Raw genomic sequence first — 19505 nt, 5'->3', positions numbered from 1 at the left:
GCCCATCAGACCCTTTGCTTTGAGACTTTGAACCGCAATGACCGATTTCCAGGATGTTGATGCCCAACTTGAAGACTGGAACGCCTTGCGCGCCACCGCCTCGTTCAGCGGCTTGCTGGTAGGCAACGGTGCGAGCCGCGCGGTGTGGGACGACTTCGGTTACGACTCGCTGTTCGAAAACGCCCGCACCGTTGAAGAAAAGCCCCTGAGCCAGTCCGAACTGAGCGTGTTCGACGCCATGCAAACCCGCAGTTTCGAGCAGGTGCTGAGCGCGCTGAAAACCACCAGCCGAGTCAACAAGGCCCTCGCCGTCAGCTCCGCCGCGCCGCGCAATCGTTACTACGCAATCAAGGAAGCGCTGATCAACACGGTTCACGCGGTCCACATTCCGTGGCGACTGGTGGTGCCTGCGACCCTGGCGACCATCAGTCAGGAACTGGGCAGTTATCGGACGGTGTTCACCACCAATTACGACTTGCTGAATTATTGGGCGATCCAACATCAGCCGGATGCGATCACCGACCTGTTTCAGGGTGCTGAACCGGGTTTTGATTTGAGCGCCACGGCGACTGATAAAACCCGATTGTTGTATCTGCACGGTGGCTTGCACCTGGTGCGCAATCAGGACGGCACAGCACGCAAACTGATGTCGACCGAGGGTACGTTGCTGGGCAGTTTTGCGATCAACAATACGATCAAGACGCTGGATGACGTGCCGCTGTTTGTGAATGAAGGGCCGAGCGCGGACAAGCTCAAGACCATTCGCAGCTCGGACTATTTATCGTTTTGCTACGACCAGTTATTGAGCCATGGTGATGGGTTGTGCCTGTTTGGTCATGCCCTGGGCGAGCAGGACAGCCACATCATCCATGCGTTGCGCCAGGCGAAACCCAAGGTGGTGGCGATCTCGATTTACCCGCGCAGCAAGGCGTTTATCCAGCATCAGAAGCGGCATTACGCGAAGGTGTTTGAGGGGACGGGGTCGGAGTTGCGGTTTTTTGATTCCAAGACGCATGCGCTGGGTAGTCCGAAGCTCACGGTGCCGGTCGAGGTTTAACTGCGACTGGGCTTGCCCCTTCGCGAGCAAGCCCGCTCCCACATTTGATTTGTGCACACCGCAGATCCAATGTGGGAGCGGGCTTGCTCGCGAAGGGGCCAGTCCAGTCAACCTATTCTTAGGCGCTATGCACCACCACCAGCAACTGCGCCTGAACCTCCCCCACTGAGCGAATCCGGTGCGGCTTCTGCGCATTGAAGTGCAGCGCGTCCCCGCGATTGAGCAGCACGCGCTCGTTCATGAAGTCCACTTCCACCTGCCCTTCGTGCACGAACAGAAACTCTTCCCCCAGATGTTCCTTAAAGGTTTTGTCGGCGAATTCGTTCGGCGGATAAATCATGAACGGCAGCAGACTGCGCTCGCTGACCTGATGAGCCAGCACCGCGTAGCCGGGGCTTTCATCGTTGGCCGCCAGGGACTGGCGTTCGTCGCTGCGCACAAGGCTGTAGCTGTCGAGGCTGATGTTGTCTTCGGAGAACAACTCCTCGACCTTCACGTTAAGCGCCTTGGCCAGTTTCAGGGCAGCCGCGATCGACGGGGTATTCAGCCCACGCTCGACTTTTGACAGGTAGCTCTTGGTCATGCCGGATTTTTCAGCCAAGGCTTCAAGGGTCACGCCAAGTTTTTTTCTCAATAATTTCAAACGGATAGACATGAAGAACGATTAATCCATCAAGGAGGCGACGATTTGTCCTTGCCAATGACACAAAGTGTCATATAGCCTCTTTAGTGTCATTTGCATGAAACCACCCAAGGACACCGATATGGCCAAGACCTTAGCACTACCCAAAGAGCAACTGGTCAAGCACGCGTTGACCCAGATGCAAAACACTCTGGCGGATAATACGTGGACCGATCGGCAAAAGCTGGCCCTGACCTGCCGGATTCTGTTCGAGAATGGTCACGACTCCGGCCTGGCCGGGCAAATCACCGCCCGCGGCCCTCAGCCTGGCACCTATTACACTCAACAACTGGGCCTGGGTTTCGACGAGATCACCGCGAGCAATCTGTTGCTGGTCAACGAAGACCTGGAAGTGCTCGAAGGCCACGGCATGCCCAACCCGGCCAACCGTTTTCACAGCTGGGTATACCGCGCCCGGCCTGACGTGAACTGCATCATTCACACCCACCCGACCCACGTCGCGGCGCTGTCGATGCTCGAAGTGCCGCTGCAGATTTCCCACATGGACCTCTGCCCGCTCTACGACGATTGCGCGTTTCTCGAAGGCTGGCCGGGTGTGCCGGTGGGTAACGAAGAAGGCGAACTGATCGCCGGCGCACTGGGCGACAAACGCGCGATTCTGCTTTCGCACCACGGCCAGTTGTCCACCGGCACGACCATCGAAGAGGCCTGTGTCATCGCTCAATTGATCGAGCGCGCCGCGAAGCTGCAACTGCTGGCGATGAGTGCCGGGACCATCAAACCAATCCTGCCGGAGCTGGGCCGCGAAGCCCATGACTGGATTTCGAAACCCAAGCACCACGGCGCTGCGTTCAACTACTACGCTCGGCAGAACCTGCGTCAACACGCCGATAGCCTGAACTGAACCCACTCATTTTCTAAAGGAGAGACCGCATGTCGACCCCAACCATTCACGGCATCATCGGCTACACCATCACCCCGTTCACCGCCAATGGCGAAGGCGTTGATCTCGACGCGCTCGGGCGTTCCATCGACCGTTTGATCGACGGCGGCGTCCACGCCATCGCGCCGCTGGGCAGCACCGGCGAAGGCGCTTACCTGAGCGACGCCGAGTGGGATCAGGTCAGCGAATTCAGCATCAAGCATGTGGTCAAACGTGTGCCGACCATCGTCAGCGTGTCCGACCTGACCACCGCCAAAGCCGTGCGCCGCGCACGTTTCGCCGAAGCCCACGGGGCTGATGTGGTGATGGTGCTGCCGACGTCCTACTGGAAACTCAGCGAAGCGGAAATCCTCGCCCACTACCGTGCCATCGGCGAGAGCATCGGCGTGCCGATCATGCTCTACAACAACCCGGCCACCAGCGGCACCGACATGTCGGTGGACCTGATCCTGCGGATCGTCAATGCCGTGGACAACGTGACCATGGTCAAGGAGAGCACCGGCGACATCCAGCGCATGCACCAACTGCAGCGACTTGGCGACGGTCAGGTGCCGTTCTACAACGGCTGCAATCCGCTGGCACTGGAAGCCTTCGCAGCAGGTGCGAAGGGCTGGTGCACGGCGGCGCCGAACCTGATTCCACAGCTCAATCTTGATTTGTATGAAGCGGTATTGGCCAACGATTTGAGCAAGGCGCGTGAGTTATTCTATCGCCAGTTGCCGCTGCTGGATTTCATTTTGAAGGGTGGGTTACCAGCGACCATCAAGGCCGGCTTGCGTGCGACCGGGCTGGAGGTTGGTGATCCGCGGTTGCCGGTGTCTCCACTCGGTGAGGCTGGAGTTGATCAGCTACAAACCTTGTTGAAAGCATTGCGCTGATCTCGAAGTTCACAAAAAACCAATGTGGGAGCTAGCCTGCTAGCGATAGCGGCCAGACATTCAACATCTTCGTCGAATGTTAAGCAGCCATCGCTAGCAGGCTAGCTCCCACAGTGGATTTGTTTTGGGTTTGAAAGGTGCGATCAGAGCACCGGCAAAGTCTTGTCCTTGATCACGGTGGTCGGCCCATTGACCTTGACGCTGGCGATGCCTTTATCCATCGCGCCAGCGGACGCGTAAGCCTCGCTGCTGCCAATGATCTCGTGGTTGCCGGCCTTGAGGTTGAAGTAAGGATGGCCATCCTTGGTGGTTTTCTTTTCGTAGCGTTCATCCAGCGGGCTGTTGGTCTGAACCGACGCGATGCCTTTGTCGGCAGCGCCGCGAGTGGTGTACAGCTCGCTGGTCAGAATGGTTTCGGCGTTCGCGGCCTTCAGTACAAACTTGAACTGACCATTGCTGCTTTTGCTGACTTCGTACCATCCGGACATGCTCTTTCTCCTTGGCAATTGAGAGGTTTGCGCTTCAGAGTAAAGACCAGCCTGTGATATCTGTCGCCTGTCAGGGCCCCATCGCGGGCAAGTCGAATCGTCGCACCGCCGCTCCCACAGGTTCAGCGTGATCCCTGTGGGAGCGGGCTTGCCCGCGAAGGAGTCGACACGGTCGACGCTATTTCACCACCGCGCGCACCACCGACAACTCCGGCGCCTGCCCCCGCCGCTGACTCAAATACCGCGTACAACTGACCCGCAAAAACGAGGCGAAATTCACCACCTCGCCGCGGTAGTCCATCACCTCTTCATACAACTTGGCGATCAACTGGTTGGTGGTCATGCCGTCGACCTCGGCGATTTCGCTGAGAATGTCCCAGAACTGATTTTCCAGCCGCAGGGTGGTGACCACCCCGCAGATGCGTAGCGAGCGGGAGCGCGATTCGTAGAGAATCGGATCGGCTTTGACGTAGAGCTCGCACATCAAAAGTCCCTCGTTACAGTGTGATTTTGGTGCCCAGCAACCCGAGGAATCCGGCGAGCCAGCTCGGGTGCGCCGGCCAGGCGGGCGCAGTGGCCAGATTGCCTTGTACGTGGCCTTCCGTCACCGGGATATCGATGAACGTACCGCCCGCCAGGCGCACTTCCGGAGTACACGCAGGGTAAGCGCTGCACTCGCGACCTTCGAGAACCCCCGCTGCCGCCAGCAATTGCGCACCGTGACACACGGCGGCGATCGGCTTGCCGGCCTTGTCGAATGCGCGCACCAGTTCCAGGACTTTTTCGTTCAGGCGCAGGTATTCCGGCGCACGACCGCCCGGGATCAGCAGCGCGGCGTAGTCGGCTTCGGCGACTTTGGCGAAATCGAAGTTCAGGGCGAACAGGTGGCCGGGTTTTTCACTGTAGGTCTGGTCGCCTTCGAAGTCGTGGATCGCCGTGCGCACGGTCTGGCCGGCGGATTTGTCCGGGCAAACGGCATGCACCGTGTGGCCGACCATCAGCAGCGCCTGGAAAGGCACCATCACTTCGTAGTCTTCGACGTAATCGCCGACCAGCATCAGAATTTTCTTGGCAGCCATGGGGAGGACTCCTCTGGGAAACACGTAGGATTATTCAAGGTAGTCCTTATCCGCGGGGTCGGGTAATAACCGGGTACTACCCTGAAGACCGCGTTATCGTTCTTCGCGAGCAAGCCCGCTCCCACAGGGAAACGCATTCCAATGTGGGAGCGGGCTTGCTCGCGAAGAGGCCCTCAAACTGTACGTATAACTCTGCGCCTAGCTGTAACAGCAGCAGACCCCGAGTTTATGGCTAGATGAGGACTCTTACCGCCATCTTCGACTCTGGTCCCCCATCATGTCCTCGCGCGAAAACACCGGCATGGCCCTCGGCCTGCTGGGCGTTGTGATCTTCAGCCTCACCCTGCCCTTCACACGGATCGTCGTGCAGGAACTCCATCCGCTGCTCAACGGCCTGGGTCGGGCGTTGTTCGCGGCGGTTCCGGCGGCGATGCTGTTGCTGTGGCGCCGGGAAAAATGGCCGACCTGGAAACAGGTCAAAGGCCTGACGCTGGTGATCGCGGGCGTGATCCTTGGTTTCCCGGTGTTGTCGGCCTGGGCGATGCAAACCTTGCCGGCCTCCCACGGGGCGCTGGTCAACGGTTTGCAGCCGCTGTGCGTCGCGCTGTACGCCGCGTGGCTTTCCCATGAGCGACCGTCAAAAGCCTTCTGGGCCTGCGCCGCGTTGGGCAGTGCGCTGGTGCTGGGTTATGCGCTGATCAGCGGGGCCGGCAGCATTCAGGCCGGTGATTGGCTGATGCTCGGGGCGATTGCCGTGGGCGGTCTGGGTTATGCCGAGGGCGGCCGATTGGCCAAGGAGATGGGCGGTTGGCAGGTGATCTGCTGGGCGCTGGTGTTGTCGACGCCACTGCTGATCGGGCCGGTGGTGTACCTGGCGTTGCAACATCAGGGCGAGATTTCGGCCAAGACCTGGTGGGCGTTTGGTTACGTTTCGCTGTTTTCGCAGTTTATCGGGTTCTTTGCCTGGTACGCCGGGTTGGCGATGGGCGGCATTGCCAGGGTCAGTCAGATCCAGCTGTTGCAGATTTTCTTCACCATCGCCTTCTCGGCGTTGTTCTTTGGTGAACACATCGAACCGATCACCTGGCTGTTTGCTGCCGGGGTGATTGTGACCGTGATGCTCGGACGCAAGACCGCCATCAAACCCGCACGCATTGCCACCGCATAACCTGTAGGAGCCAGGCTTACCGGCGAAGGCGTCAGCACTATCGCCTTCGCCGGCAAGCCTGGCTCCTACAGGTTAGCGGCGGCCATCAGGTTCCCTCGGATTAGAGGTAGCCGTCAGAGCGCAGCAAGGTTTCGAGGCAATGCTCGGTGATCTGGTAGAAATCCTTCAGCTCCTGAATCTTCACCAACAGCTGGGCCGGGTCCACCGGCTCGGCGCGTTTGACCGCCAGGACCATCTTGTTCTTGTTGGTGTGGTCCAGTGAGATGAACTCGAAGACCTTGGTCTCGTAACCGCAAGCCTCAAGGAACAACGCACGCAAACTGTCGGTGACCATTTCCGCTTGCTGGCCCAGATGCAGACCGTATTGCAGCATCGGCTTGAGCAGCGCCGGGCTCTGGATTTGCAGGCGGATCTGCTTGTGGCAGCACGGCGAGCACATGATGATCGAGGCGCCGGAGCGAATGCCGGTGTGAATCGCATAGTCGGTGGCGATGTCGCAGGCGTGCAGCGCGATCATCACGTCCAGCTCGCTCGGCGCTACGCTGCGTACATCACCGCACTTGAACACCAGCCCCGGATGTTCAAGCTTGGCGGCGGCGGCATTGCACAGGTTGACCATTTCTTCGCGCAACTCGACGCCGGTCACTACGCCTTCGGCCTTCAAGGTGTTGCGCAGGTAGTCGTGGATCGCGAAGGTCAGGTAACCCTTGCCCGACCCGAAATCCGCCACCTGCACCGGCTTGTCCAACGCCAGGGGCGAGGTGGTCAGCGCATGGCTGAAGACTTCGATGAACTTGTTGATCTGCTTCCACTTGCGCGACATCGCCGGGATCAGCTCGTGCTTGCTGTTCGTCACACCCAGGTCGGCGAGAAACGGCCGGCTCAAGTCAAGAAAACGGTTTTTCTCGCGGTTGTGCTCGGCGGACGGCACTTCACGCAATTGCTGAGGTTTGCTCTTGAACAGCGAAGACTTGCCCTTTTTGCTGTATTCGAGCTGGGCTTCATCCGTAAGCGACAATAAATGCGCATTTTTGAATGATGCCGGCAACAGCGCGGCGAGGGTCGCCACGCCCTCGGCCAGCGGCAGGTTCTTGGTGATATCGCGGGTCTTGTAGCGGTAGACGAAGGACAGGCAGGGCTGATCCTTGACCGTCAGCTGCTTGATGATCAGCCGCTGCAAATCCGCTTCGGTGCCGACGTACTTGGCCAGCACCAGTTTGATGAAGGCGCTGTCGTCGAGGCTGGATTGCAGCAGGTCGATGAACTGGGCGTGATGATCCGGCGCGAGGCTGGCGGGAGTGGCGGGAGTGGCGGTGACAGACATGGGAATAACGGCCTCGGGCGGGGAATGGCGGGTATTTTAGGGGGGATGGGGGTTTGGGACACGCGGTTATTTACCGAACGGTTTGAAAACCATCCCTCGAGGGTGTCCCTGATTTTGTGTAAACGGGATTTCTATTAAACCGTTAACAGCCGATCTTCAAACTGGATACTGAAGCGATTCAAAGCCGCTTTCCAGTCCCGGATCGGCATTGTCCACTTTTTGCTGATGTTGTTCAGCGCCAGATAAAACAGCTTCATCACCGCCTCGTCGGTCGGAAATGACGCACGCGTTTTGATCACTTTACGCAGACTCATGTTGATCGATTCGATGGCATTGGTGGTGTAGATCACCTTGCGAATTTCGGCTGGATAGTCAAAAAACGGAATCACCCGAGCCCAGTTTCGTCGCCATGACAGGCTGATCGATTGGTACTCGGCGTCCCATTTGGCTTCAAATTCGCAGAGCCGTTGCTCAGCCAGCTCGGCGGTGGCCGAGGTGTAAATCAGCTTGAGGTCAGCCGCGACTTCCTTCTGCCGTTTCCACGATACGAAGTTCAAACTGTTGCGCACCATGTGCACGATGCACAGCTGAACGACGGCTTTTGGGTAAACCGTTTCAATCGCCTCAGGGAAGCCTTTGAGGCCGTCCACGCAGGCGATGAAGATGTCCTGCACGCCCCGATTCTTGAGTTCGGTCACCACTTGCAGCCAGAATTTTGCGCCTTCGGTTTGAGCGATCCACAAGCCCAGCACCTCTTTGTGACCCGCCATGTTGACGCCGATGGCCAGATAAACCGCCTTGTTGCGCACGGCGCCGGCATCGCGCACTTTGACGTGAATGCAGTCCAGATAGAGGATCGGGTACAGCGCGTCCAGCGGCCGCGCCTGCCAGAGTTTGACCTCATCACTCACCGCGTCGGTAATCGCCGAGATCAGGCTGGGAGAGACCTCGGTGCCGTACATTTCCTGCAAGTGCGCCTGAATTTCTCTGACACTCAAACCGCGAGCGTACAGCGAGATGACTTTGTCATCGAAGCCCGTCCAGCGGGTTTGATGCTTGGCCACCAACTGCGGCTCGAAGGACGCCTGCCGGTCGCGAGGGATGTCGAGCGGCAGTTCGCCGAAGTCGCCCTTCAGGGTTTTACCGCTGAGACCGTTGCGCGCATTGGCGGCGGTGTTGGTGATCGTCGCGCTTTTGTCGTGCCCCAGGTGTTCGGTCATCTCGGCTTCAAGGGCCCGCTCGACCAGCATCTTGGTGAGCTGTTTGAGCAGGCCGTTTTCGCCGATGAGATCTTCGGGCTTTTTGTAATTGGCCAACAGACTGTCGGCCAGTTTAACCAGCTCAGGATCAGGCTTGACTCGTTTGGCTCGCTTGGGTTTTGACTCGGTCATTGGATTTCCTTGGGGTAGGCAGTCTCCTGCCAAATGACCGTTTACACAAAACTAATTACACCCTCCATCCCTCACCCCAACACCACCAACCGATTCGGCAACTCATTCCTCACATGCGTCACCGGCACATGCACCTTGAGCAACTCGCCGCACGCCTCAACACACGTCACAAACCCCTGCAACGTCTGCCCTTGCTTCACCTGTTGAGTGAACGCCGCAACAATCGCGTCCCAGTTTTTGTTGTCCAGGCGCTTCGAAATCCCTTCATCGACCAAAATCTCCACATACCGCTCAGCTTCGCAGACAAATATCAGCATGCCGGTGCTGCCCACGGTGTGGTGCAGGTTTTGCTCCAGGAACTGCCGACGCGCCAGGTTCGAGGCGCGCCAATGGCGCACCGAGCGCGGGATCAGGCGTGTGGTGATTTTCGGAATCCGGAACACCAGGCACAACACGATGAAACTGATCCATTGCACCAGCAGCAGGCTGTGCATGGTCAACCAGCCTGTCAGGTAATGCACGACCCCCGGCACCACCAGCGCCAGCAGGCTGGCCCACAGCAGCGGGATGTACGCATAGTCATCGGCGCGGGCCGCGAGCACGGTCACCAGTTCGGCGTCGGTGTCGCGCTCGACCCGGGCAATCGCCTCGGCGACTTTGCGTTGTTCGTGTTCAGTCAGTAATGCCATGTTTAACAGTGCTCGCTCATTATTGTTATCACCAGCCGCCCGACGAACCGCCGCCCCCGAAACTGCCGCCACCACCGCTGAAGCCCCCGCCTCCACCGCCGCCGCCAAAACCTCCACCGCCAAAACCGCCACCTGAACTGCCTCGGCCACCGCCACCACCGGTAGGCAGAATCCCGAGCATCTGGCAGACGAAAATCGTCAGGATGAACAGCACCACCAGAAACACGAACACGCCCGGATAGCGGGACAGGAAATCGTCACCCTCATCACCGCGCGGCTCATAGACCGTCGACGGCTCATCCAGCGGACTGCCGCCCAACACCACCAGCATCGCGGCAACCCCGTCGCTGATGCCTTTGCTGAAATTGCCGGTCTTGAACGCCGGCGTGATCACCTGATTGATGATCACCGAACTCTGCGCATCGGTCAGGCGATCTTCCAGGCCATAACCGACTTCGATGCGCAATTTACGATCATCGCGCGCGACGATCAGCAACGCGCCAGTGTTTTTGTCCTTCTGGCCGATGCCCCAGTAGCGTCCCAGTTGATAACCGAAGTCTGCAATGTCGGTGCCCTGCAGGTCCGGCACCGTCACCACGACCAATTGCTCTCCGGTGGCTTTTTCATGGGCCTGGAGTTGTTGCGTCAGCTGCTCGCGCACCGACGGCTCGATCATCTGGGCGTTATCGACCACCCGCCCGGTCAGTTGCGGAAACTTCAACTCGGCCTGGGCCGCCAGGGCAAACACCCACAGCAACAGCACCAGGCCCACTTTCAACACGCGCATTGGCAACCTCATCCGTGGTGATGCTTCGAACCCGTCCCGGTGCTTACTGGAACTTCACTTCAGGCGCTTTTTCAGCACTGGGGCTGGTGGCCTCGAAGGTTTCGCGGATCGGCAGATCGCTGTACATCACGGTGTGCCACAGGCGACCCGGGAAGGTGCGGATTTCGGTGTTGTACTTCTGCACCGCGAGGATAAAGTCGCGACGCGCCACGGCGATGCGGTTCTCGGTGCCTTCGAGTTGCGATTGCAACGCGAGGAAATTCTGGTTGGCCTTGAGGTCCGGGTAACGCTCGGACACCACCATCAAACGGCTCAAGGCACCGGTCAGCTGATCCTGCGCCTGCTGGAACTGCTTGAGCTTTTCTGGATTGTCGAGCGTGCTGGCGTCCACCTGAATCGAAGTGGCCTTGGCCCGGGCTTCGATCACCGCGGTCAGGGTTTCTTCTTCATGTTTGGCGTAGCCCTTGACGGTTTCCACCAGGTTGGGGATCAGGTCGGCGCGGCGCTGGTACTGGTTCTGCACCTGACCCCAGGCGGCCTTGGCCTGTTCGTCGAGGGCCGGAATGTTGTTGATGCCGCAGCCGGCCAGCAGCGTGGTGAGCAACATCAAGGCTGCAACCTGCAGGCTCGACCGATAGTGGTGTCGTACATTCATCTGGTTGACGCTCCCTTGCACATTCCGTTGAAAAACAACCAGCGACCTTCTGACCGGTCTCTTGGGGCATAATCTGCCGCCGCCACTGGATTGCATCGAGCCAATGGGCTAAAAGATGCCCCAGCGCTAAAAACACTGCAGAAGTGTGCTGCATTTACCTGAACAACAATAGTCGCTCCCTAAATTTTGGCTGACCGGCGTATTCACTGCCGTTTAGGCTTTAGAGAAAACCATTCATGAAGAAGCTGTGTTTGCTGGGCCTGCTCGTCAGCCTGGCCAGTCATACCGTATTGGCCGCCACGACGCCCGCACCTCTGGAGAACAAGGACGCTTTCATCACTGACCTGATGAAGCAGATGACCCTCGATGAAAAGATCGGCCAGTTGCGCCTGATCAGCATCGGTCCGGAAATGCCTCGGGAGATGATCCGCAAGGAAATCGCCGCCGGCAACATCGGCGGCACGTTCAACTCGATCACGCGCCCGGAAAACCGTCCGATGCAGGACGCGGCCATGCGCAGCCGGTTGAAGATCCCGATGTTCTTCGCCTATGACGTGATCCACGGTCACCGCACGATTTTCCCGATCCCGATTGCCCTGGCCTCGAGCTGGGACATGGACGCCATCGGCCTGTCCGGGCGCATCGCCGCCAAGGAAGCCGCGTCGGACGGCCTCGACATCACCTTCGCGCCGATGGTCGACATCTCCCGCGACCCGCGTTGGGGCCGGACTTCCGAAGGCTTCGGCGAAGACACCTATCTCGTGTCGCGTATCGCCGGCGTGATGGTCAAGGCGTTCCAGGGCACCGGCGCAAACGCCGCCGACAGCATCATGGCCAGCGTCAAGCACTTTGCCCTGTACGGCGCGGTCGAGGGCGGTCGCGACTACAACGTCGTCGACATGAGCCCGGTCAAGATGTTCCAGGACTACCTGCCACCGTACCGTGCGGCTATCGACGCCGGTGCTGGCGGGGTAATGGTCGCGCTGAACTCGATCAACGGCGTGCCGGCCACCGCCGACACCTGGCTGATGAACGACCTGCTGCGCAAGCAATGGGGCTTCAAAGGTCTGGCCGTCAGCGACCACGGGGCGATTTTCGAGCTGATCAAGCACGGTGTTGCTCGCGATGGCCGCGAAGCCGCGAAGCTGGCGATCAAGGCCGGCATCCACATGAGCATGAACGACACGCTCTACGGCAAAGAACTGCCAGGGCTGCTGAAGGCCGGTGAGATCCAGCAGAGCGACATCGACAACGCCGTGCGTGCGGTGCTCGACGCCAAGTACGACATGGGCCTGTTCAAGGACCCGTACCTGCGCATCGGCAAGGCTGAAGATGATCCGGTCGACACTAACGCCGACAGCCGCCTGCACCGTGTCGAGGCTCGTGACGTTGCGCGCCGCAGCATGGTGTTGCTGAAGAATCAGGGCGAAACCTTGCCGCTGAAGAAAACTGCGAGAATCGTCTTGGTCGGTCCATTGGCCAAGGCACCGATCGACATGATGGGCAGTTGGGCCGCCAACGGTCGCCCTGCGCAATCGGTGACGCTGTTCGACGGCATGACCAACGTACTGGGCGCGCAATCGACGCTGATCTACGCCCGTGGCGCCAACATCACCAGTGACAAGAAAGCCCTCGATTACCTGAACTTCCTCAACTTCGATGCGCCGGAAGTGGTGGACGATCCGCGTTCGGCCCAAGTGCTGATCGACGAAGCGGTGAAAGCCGCCAAGGATGCTGATGTCGTCGTCGCAGCGGTCGGCGAATCCCGTGGCATGTCCCACGAATCGTCGAGCCGTACCGACCTGAACATCCCTTCCAACCAGCGCGACTTGATCAAGGCACTGAAAGCCACCGGCAAACCGCTGGTGCTGGTGTTGATGAACGGCCGTCCGCTGTCGATCCTTGAAGAGAAGGAACAGGCTGACGCGATTCTGGAAACCTGGTTCAGCGGCACCGAAGGCGGCAACGCCATCGCCGACGTGCTATTCGGCGACTACAACCCGTCGGGCAAACTGCCGATCACCTTCCCGCGCTCGGTGGGCCAGATTCCGACCTACTACAACCACCTGAGCATTGGCCGGCCGTTCACGCCGGGCAAACCGGGCAACTACACCTCGCAGTATTTCGATGACACCACAGGTCCCCTGTTCCCGTTTGGTTTCGGCCTGAGCTACACCGATTTCAGCCTGAGCGACATGGCCTTGTCGTCGACCACGCTGAACAAGACCGGCAAACTCGACGCCAGTGTGATGGTGAAAAACACCGGCAAGCGTGACGGCGAAACCGTGGTGCAGTTGTACATTCAGGACGTGACCGGCTCGATGATCCGTCCGGTCAAGGAACTGAAGAACTTCCAGAAAATCATGCTCAAGGCCGGTGAACAGAAAGTTGTGCGCTTCACCATCACCGAGGACGACCTGAAGTTCTTCAACGCCCAGCTCAAGTACGCTGCAGAACCGGGCAAGTTCAATGTAGAGATCGGCCTGGATTCCCAGGACGTGACGCAGCAGAGCTTTGAGTTGCTGTAACCCCTGACACACCGCAAAACAAATGTGGGAGCGGGCTTGCTCGCGAAGACGGCTTAACATTCAACAAAGATGCTGAATGTCAGATCGCTTTCGCGAGCAAGCCCGCTCCCACAGTGGTTTTAGGCTGTTGCGAAGATTGGGTTCAACCCCGTCGATCCAGCAGGTTCACCACCAACCGATCCACCCACCCCCAAATCCTTTGCTTGACCCGCCGCCACAACGGCCGGCGTTGCCATGCTTCCAGGCTGACCTCCAGGCTCTGCGCAAAGTCCTTCTCGAAACTCGCCACCACTGCCCCCGTCAGCCCCGGGTCCAGCGCTTCAAGATTGGCTTCCAGATTGAAACGCAGGTTCCAGTGATCGAAATTGCACGAGCCGATGCTCACCCAGTCATCGATCAGCACCATTTTCAGGTGCAGGAAGCACGGCTGGTATTCGAAGATCTGCACCCCGGCCTTGAGCAATCGCGGGTAGTAGCGATGCCCGGCGTAGCGCACAGACGGGTGATCGGTGCGCGGCCCGGTCAGCAGCAGGCGCACGTCGACGCCTCGGCTGGCGGCCCTGCGCAACGAGCGGCGGACTTTCCAGGTCGGCAGAAAATACGGCGTGGCCAGCCAGATCCGCCGCTGACCGCTGTTCAGCGCACGAATTAGCGATTGCAGGATGTCGCGGTGCTGGCGGGCGTCGGCATAAGCCACCCGGCCCATGCCCTCGCCCGTGGACGGCACACGTGGCAGACGCGGCAGGCCGAAGTGCGACGCGGGTTTCCAGGCGCGGCGATGGCGGTTGGCGATCCATTGACGGTCGAACAGCAACTGCCAGTCGACGACCAAGGGGCCGGTGATTTCCACCATCACCTCGTGCCATTCACTGGTGTCTTCGCCCGGTGTCCAGAACTCATCCGTGACGCCCGTGCCGCCGACCACGGCCAGGGTCTGATCCACCAGCAACAGCTTGCGGTGATCGCGGTAAAAGTTCCCCACCCAGCGCCGCCAGCTCAGGCGATTATAGAAACGCAGCTCCACGCCCGCGGACGTCAGACGCTGACGCAAGGTCAGGGTGAACGCGAGGCTGCCGTAATCATCGAACAGGCAGCGCACGCGCACGCCGCGTTCGGCTGCTCGCACCAGCGCTTGCACCATGGCCTCGGCGCAGGCCCCCGCTTCCACCAGGTACAACTCCAGTTCGACCTGTTCTTCGGCCCGGGCAATCGCGACCAACATGCGGGGGAAGAACTGCGGACCGTCGATCAGCAGTTCGAAGTGGTTGCCTGCACGCCAGGGGAAGATTGCACCGGCCATGTCAGCGCGCCGTGAAAATCAGTACCGCACTCACCGGCACCGACAGACTGATGCCCGACAAACCGGCGACCTTGCGCAAACTTTCCAGCCCCGGTGCCAGATCGAAGTCTTCAGCATTGATGATCATCGGTTCCAGGGTCACCACCTGAAAGCGTCGGTCATCGAGACGGGTCGCCAGCAGCTCGGCGTTGTATTCGTGGGTTTTACCGTGAAGGTTGACGGTCAGCGGCAAGCGCAGCTCCAGCTGGGCACCGGGCGCGAGGTCGTTGATCGGACGCAGATCAATCTGTGCGGTGATCAGCGCTTCGGGAAAGGTCTGGATCTCGAACAGCTCCTTGCGCATGCGTTCGTCACGCAACGGGATACCGCTGTTAACCGAGTCCATCTCGACTTCCACCTCGGCCAGGCCTTTGGGACTGACCTTGCCGTGCAACACCAGGAAACGCTGCACTTCGGAGATGTTGGCGTTCTTGGTGCTGATGAACGACAGCCGCGAGGACTCGCCGTCTAGGTACCAATTGGCCTGGGCCGATAACGAAGCACCGGCCAGCAGCAGGAAGGCGAGGGTTTTGGAGAGGGACCGCTTGAGCATAAAGACTCGTGCTGAAAATAAACGTGCATGAACCTTAACCGCCCGTGAGCCAATTGCATACTTGTAGCAGCTGGCGAAGCCTGCTGCTACAAGGAAAGTGGTGTTCAGGGAGTCAGGCGGCAGCCTTGGCGTTCGCCGATCCATTGGGCGCTGTTGCTGCGGCCCATGCCGCTGACGGTCACGCGCTTGCTGGCGGGGTCATCGGTAAAGCCGCTGGTGGGCAACCACTGTTTCACATAGCTGTGGCAGAACTCGGCCTGGTTGTTCATCACGTACCGGCACGAGCAATACTCCTTGGCGGTGTAGGCGCTGATGATGTCCGGGAACGCCCACAGCGCCACCCGCTCCTGCCAGATCCAGCCGAGCAAGGCGACCAGCAAAACCAGCGACAGCGTGCTGAAGGGCCGGCGACGCACAAAATGGCGGCGGTTCATGGCTGCACCTTCCCGGCAAAGGCCTTGAGCGCGAGCTTGAGCAATTCGTTGTGCTGGTAGCGCTCGTCGCGGTCATCGCCGTAGCGCACGATCACCAGGTTTTCGCTGGGAATCACGTACATCGCCTGCCCCCAATGGCCCAGTGCGGCAAAGGTATCGGCGGGCGCATCGGGCCAGGGTCGGGCGGCGCCGTCCACCGCGCGGTTGAGCCACCAATGACCGCCGGGAACCGCATCGTCCTGATTGGCTTGATAGTGAGTGAAGGGTTCGCGGTTGAAGGCGACCCAGTCTTTGGGCAGCAGTTGTCGATCACCCCAGCGACCGTCACGCGCCATCAGCAGACCGACTCGCGCCAGGTCCCGGGCGGTGAGGTAGGCATAAGAGGAAGCGACGAAGGTGCCGGTGGCATCGGTTTCCCAGACGGCGTGGCGAATCCCTAACGGCTCGAACAGCGCCGTCCATGGATAGTCCGGATAACGTGCCGGGCCGACGATGTTTTTCAGCGCCGCAGACAGCAGGTTGCTGTCACCGCTGGAATAGCGAAAGGCCAGACCGGGCCTGGCGTATTCGTCGTGGTCGGCGGTGAACGCCGCCATGTCGTGATGACCTCGGGTGTAGAGCATGGCCACCACCGAGGACTTCAACGGGGCGTATTCGTAGTCTTCCTGCCAGTCCAGGCCTGAAGCCCAGTGCAACAGGTCGGCCAGGGTGATCGCCGGGTGTTTTTTCAGCGGCGGATAAAACTTCAGCGCCGGGTCCTGGAGCTTGAACAGGCCTTCGCCGTAGGCGACACCGAGGACCGTGGCCATCAGGCTTTTGCTGATGGACCAGGTCAGGTGCGGGGTTTCGGCCGTGGTTGGGCCGGCGTAGCGTTCGTAGATTAACTGACCGTCACGGATCACCAGCAAGGCATCGGTGCGGATGCCTTGTCGGGTAGCGTCGTCGCGGGGTGGGAAGGTGTAAGTCTCCAGGGCCTGAAGTGCTGGGCCGGTGAATTTCGGCCCCGTCGACCATTGCTCGGCGGGCCAGTTTTCGGCGTGGGCCGGAAGGCTGAGCAGCAGCATCAAAATCAGGGACAAGCCTTTGAACATGGCGGGGGCTCGGAGGGATGAACCTGCAGAGCCTAGTCGAGGTTGATGACAGTTTTGGAATTTGTGTTGCCTGTCAGGCCGCCTTCGCGGGCAAGCCTCGCTCCTACAGATTTTGCGCTGAACCTGTAGATACTCTGTTCACGGTCAAGCTTTCGCGAGATGTTTTTCGCTAAAAAGCTTGGCCGTATTAAATTCTTCTCCAGAACGCATGCATGCCCATAACCCGGTCAGGTATTTACGCATCACTGCTCCGATGGCCTGCATTTTCTTCTTGCCGCGGGCTACCAGCGCCTCGTAAAAGGCTTTCACATTCTCATCACAGCGAATTGCCGTCATTGCCGGCATGAACATCGCTGCCCGTAAATACGCGTTGCCGCATTTGGACATTCGCCCTGGCCGGTTCACGCTGGTGCCTGACTGGGTCAGCCTTACATCGAGTCCTGCATAACGGCTTACCTGCGCCGATTTAAGCGTCACAGGAAGTGTCGTCAACTCAGCCAGTGCTGCGATGGCCGAGGCCTCTCCCACGCCGGGTGCAGCCATCATGCAGCGAAACTGCAAACTCAGATCCGGGCATTTGGCGATGGCCTCGCGTGCAGCCTTCTTCAAACGATCAATCCGTGTGTCTAGCGCTGCAATCGCATCTTTTTCATCCTCGATCAGCAGCTCAACGCTCGTTTGCGTCGCTTGTAGTGCGTGCAACTCGTTCTTGGCTCGGGTCCGATGGCCAATCAGCCGGTTGATATGGCGCCCAATCGCACGCAGCATCAGTTGATCTGCGGTAGGTGGCACCCAAAGTCTTGGCGCCATACGTTCGCCATACTCGGCCAGCAACTGAGCATCAATCTGGTCAGTTTTGCTGTTTTGCAGCATCAGCTTGGCAAAGTTATGGAAGCTTTTGGGGTTGATCACCGAGACCGGTAAGCCGGCGGCATGCAACTCTATCGCCAGGTCCAGGTAGTAAATGCCGGTGGCCTCCATGACCACGCTCAGCGGTTTGAGGCCCAACATCTTGGTCACGGCAGCCTTACGCCCCTTGGGGGTGTGCTGAATGTCCCACTGGCCTGATGTTTTACCGTTCTGCCGCCATCCCATAGCAGACGTGCGGGCACCAATGTCTATGCCGACATGAGTATTCATGGTTTTCACTTCCCTGATTTTCGGTAAGATTGCTCCTGGTTCCCCCGACCTCGAACTTCATGCCACTGCAACCTTGTAATGCGAAGTCCGACTTGTCGGCTTCTCGATACTCTTCGTGGTGGGCAATGAGGCGGGGGGGCCTCTCTACAGACAAGGTCAGGAGCAAATCCTGCCTTCAGGAGCGATCGGCCTCCCCCAGAAACGCACTTGCTGTTGTATGAATCCTTAAGCGTAACCTCTCTCGTTGGAATCAGGGTCAACATACAAGGAGCGAGGCTTGCCCGCGAAGAGGCCCTTCAGCCTTACGACAATCCCGCCAATGCCTTGGCCAATCGCTTACCTCTGGCCCCCGCCGCCAAATCCATCACCGCCTGATCCCGCTGCCACATCGCCGCCCAGTGTGGCGGGCCATCGGCCAGTGCCTGATTGATCTCCGCCTTGAGCCCGTCGAACTGCGCAAACAATCCCCCCAACACGACATGCCCGGCCAGATTATTCGGCGCTTGCCGGCTGACTTCCGCGCACCCGGCCAGCAGCGCCAGCAAACGCAATTGCAAATTCTGCGGCCAGTCACTGTCCTGACCCACTCCGTACAGCCACGCCGTCATCGCGCTCAATACATAAATGTCTTCCAGCGTGCGGAACGGTTTGACGTAGGCATCCCAGCCATCCCCCGCCAGTAATTCGCACTGGGCGTTGTCCAGAAACAACCGACCGTGACTGATGTCCGGCATCAGCGGGATCGCCGGGAGTTTTTCCAGGCGCACGCCCGGTTCATCGGGATAGACCACTGCCAGACTCAGGCGCGGACTTTCGCCGGGCGCCTCACTGCGAGCGGCGATCAGCAGCCAGTCGGCCGCATCGCCAGCGGTGACGAAATCCTTGCGCCCGCTCACGCGTAAATCGCTCAGGCGAGTCTGCATGTCCGCCACCCGCAGGCTGCGCTGTTCGGTGGCACACAACGCACCGAGGCTCAGCGGCGCGCTCGGCCAGAGCATGCGCAACGCCGCCTGATACCCCACCAGAAACGCCAGTCCCGGCGTCGCCATCAGCCGCCCGCCGACCACCGCCAATTCGAATGGCGTGACCGTGCCCAACGTGTGCAACAAGGTCGCGAAACCCTCCGCCAGGTCTGGGTTGGCGGGCAGGCGATCGCGGCGATTCAACAGATTTTGCCAGGGCATAAGAGGCTCCTTGAGGGCTGTCATATAAGCATCACCAAAGCTTCATGGCGATGACACCGGGGCTACATAGCCTGACTTTGCACAACACGGCTGCATAAAGAAAGTCGATCGGCTGCAACCCAAGACGGGTGAAC

General features: G+C 59.5%; 20 protein-coding genes. 5 read left to right on the top strand and 15 right to left on the bottom strand.

Annotated elements, in window-relative coordinates; all coding sequences use genetic code 11:
• Nucleotides 1-37 precede the first annotated feature (37 nt).
• Complete coding sequence (locus ACYZTM_RS22330) at nucleotides 38-1057, top strand: DUF4917 family protein (RefSeq protein WP_131059335.1); 1020 nt, start codon at nucleotides 38-40, stop codon at nucleotides 1055-1057.
• Nucleotides 1058-1175: 118 nt separating this feature from the next.
• Here the strand turns inward: ACYZTM_RS22330 and ACYZTM_RS22325 are convergent, their stop codons facing one another.
• Nucleotides 1176-1712 (bottom strand): helix-turn-helix domain-containing protein, encoded by a 537-nt coding sequence (locus ACYZTM_RS22325; RefSeq protein ID WP_131059333.1) that lies wholly within the window; start codon nucleotides 1710-1712, stop codon nucleotides 1176-1178.
• A gap of 109 nt (nucleotides 1713-1821) precedes the next feature.
• Here ACYZTM_RS22325 and ACYZTM_RS22320 point away from each other — a divergent pair, with 109 nt between their 5' ends.
• Both ACYZTM_RS22320 and ACYZTM_RS22315 read left to right on the top strand, forming a co-directional pair.
• A complete protein-coding gene (locus ACYZTM_RS22320) occupies nucleotides 1822-2604 on the top strand; it encodes an aldolase (RefSeq protein ID WP_461984700.1) in 783 nt (260 codons plus the stop codon).
• A 29-nt stretch (nucleotides 2605-2633) separates the two neighbouring features.
• Complete coding sequence (locus ACYZTM_RS22315) at nucleotides 2634-3521, top strand: dihydrodipicolinate synthase family protein (protein WP_461984698.1); 888 nt, start codon at nucleotides 2634-2636, stop codon at nucleotides 3519-3521.
• A gap of 143 nt (nucleotides 3522-3664) precedes the next feature.
• Here ACYZTM_RS22315 and ACYZTM_RS22310 read toward each other — a convergent pair whose 3' ends face one another.
• The 3 genes from ACYZTM_RS22310 to ACYZTM_RS22300 form a co-directional block, all read right to left on the bottom strand.
• The gene (locus ACYZTM_RS22310) at nucleotides 3665-4009 is read right to left on the bottom strand and encodes a YegP family protein (protein ID WP_131059330.1); all 345 of its coding nucleotides are present in this window, start codon (nucleotides 4007-4009) and stop codon (nucleotides 3665-3667) included.
• Nucleotides 4010-4187: 178 nt separating this feature from the next.
• Nucleotides 4188-4493: a ribbon-helix-helix domain-containing protein gene (locus tag ACYZTM_RS22305; RefSeq protein ID WP_131059329.1), complete on the bottom strand. Its 306-nt coding sequence runs from the start codon at nucleotides 4491-4493 to the stop codon at nucleotides 4188-4190.
• A 13-nt stretch (nucleotides 4494-4506) separates the two neighbouring features.
• On the bottom strand, nucleotides 4507-5088 hold the full coding sequence (locus ACYZTM_RS22300; RefSeq protein WP_461984696.1) for a DJ-1/PfpI family protein: 582 nt from the start codon (nucleotides 5086-5088) through the stop codon (nucleotides 4507-4509).
• A gap of 277 nt (nucleotides 5089-5365) precedes the next feature.
• Between ACYZTM_RS22300 and ACYZTM_RS22295 the strand changes: the two genes are divergently transcribed.
• Nucleotides 5366-6256 (top strand): DMT family transporter, encoded by an 891-nt coding sequence (locus tag ACYZTM_RS22295; protein ID WP_131059327.1) that lies wholly within the window; start codon nucleotides 5366-5368, stop codon nucleotides 6254-6256.
• 100 nt (nucleotides 6257-6356) lie between these two features.
• On the opposite strand, the gene ACYZTM_RS22290 is transcribed toward ACYZTM_RS22295, so the two are convergent.
• From ACYZTM_RS22290 to ACYZTM_RS22270, 5 genes are all read right to left on the bottom strand, one after another.
• Nucleotides 6357-7580 carry a class I SAM-dependent methyltransferase gene (locus tag ACYZTM_RS22290; protein WP_461984694.1) on the bottom strand — a complete coding sequence of 408 codons (1224 nt, stop codon included), beginning with the start codon at nucleotides 7578-7580 and terminating at the stop codon, nucleotides 6357-6359.
• Nucleotides 7581-7714: 134 nt separating this feature from the next.
• Nucleotides 7715-8971, bottom strand: coding sequence for an IS256 family transposase (locus ACYZTM_RS22285; protein ID WP_461984692.1), 1257 nt, complete (start codon nucleotides 8969-8971; stop codon nucleotides 7715-7717).
• Between the two features lie 71 nt (nucleotides 8972-9042).
• Nucleotides 9043-9660: a TPM domain-containing protein gene (locus ACYZTM_RS22280; RefSeq protein ID WP_131059325.1), complete on the bottom strand. Its 618-nt coding sequence runs from the start codon at nucleotides 9658-9660 to the stop codon at nucleotides 9043-9045.
• 28 nt (nucleotides 9661-9688) lie between these two features.
• Entirely contained in the window at nucleotides 9689-10447 is a 759-nt protein-coding gene (locus ACYZTM_RS22275) for a TPM domain-containing protein (protein WP_461984690.1), read from the bottom strand.
• Nucleotides 10448-10490: 43 nt separating this feature from the next.
• Complete coding sequence (locus ACYZTM_RS22270; RefSeq protein WP_131059323.1) at nucleotides 10491-11102, bottom strand: LemA family protein; 612 nt, start codon at nucleotides 11100-11102, stop codon at nucleotides 10491-10493.
• Between the two features lie 236 nt (nucleotides 11103-11338).
• Here ACYZTM_RS22270 and bglX point away from each other — a divergent pair, with 236 nt between their 5' ends.
• A complete protein-coding gene (gene bglX, locus ACYZTM_RS22265) occupies nucleotides 11339-13630 on the top strand; it encodes a beta-glucosidase BglX (protein ID WP_461984687.1) in 2292 nt (763 codons plus the stop codon).
• Between the two features lie 142 nt (nucleotides 13631-13772).
• On the opposite strand, the gene ACYZTM_RS22260 is transcribed toward bglX, so the two are convergent.
• From ACYZTM_RS22260 to ACYZTM_RS22235, 6 genes are all read right to left on the bottom strand, one after another.
• Complete coding sequence (locus ACYZTM_RS22260) at nucleotides 13773-14930, bottom strand: phospholipase D-like domain-containing protein (RefSeq protein WP_461984685.1); 1158 nt, start codon at nucleotides 14928-14930, stop codon at nucleotides 13773-13775.
• Between the two features lies 1 nt (nucleotide 14931).
• Nucleotides 14932-15522, bottom strand: coding sequence for a YceI family protein (locus tag ACYZTM_RS22255; RefSeq protein WP_461984683.1), 591 nt, complete (start codon nucleotides 15520-15522; stop codon nucleotides 14932-14934).
• 104 nt (nucleotides 15523-15626) lie between these two features.
• On the bottom strand, nucleotides 15627-15956 hold the full coding sequence (locus ACYZTM_RS22250; RefSeq protein WP_461984681.1) for an amidase: 330 nt from the start codon (nucleotides 15954-15956) through the stop codon (nucleotides 15627-15629).
• A complete protein-coding gene (locus ACYZTM_RS22245) occupies nucleotides 15953-17047 on the bottom strand; it encodes a serine hydrolase domain-containing protein (RefSeq protein ID WP_461984679.1) in 1095 nt (364 codons plus the stop codon). Before ACYZTM_RS22245 ends, ACYZTM_RS22250 begins: the two co-directional genes overlap by 4 nt.
• Before the next feature lie 144 nt (nucleotides 17048-17191).
• Nucleotides 17192-18187, bottom strand: coding sequence for an IS110 family RNA-guided transposase (locus ACYZTM_RS22240; RefSeq protein ID WP_131063537.1), 996 nt, complete (start codon nucleotides 18185-18187; stop codon nucleotides 17192-17194).
• Nucleotides 18188-18489: 302 nt separating this feature from the next.
• Nucleotides 18490-19371 (bottom strand): acyl-CoA dehydrogenase middle domain-containing protein, encoded by an 882-nt coding sequence (locus ACYZTM_RS22235; protein ID WP_131059317.1) that lies wholly within the window; start codon nucleotides 19369-19371, stop codon nucleotides 18490-18492.
• Nucleotides 19372-19505 lie beyond the last annotated feature (134 nt).

The organism is Pseudomonas sp. MDT2-39-1, from assembly GCF_054898085.1.
The sequence above is the reverse complement of the archived record's forward strand: the minus strand, read 5'-3'. Positions and strand labels throughout refer to the sequence as shown.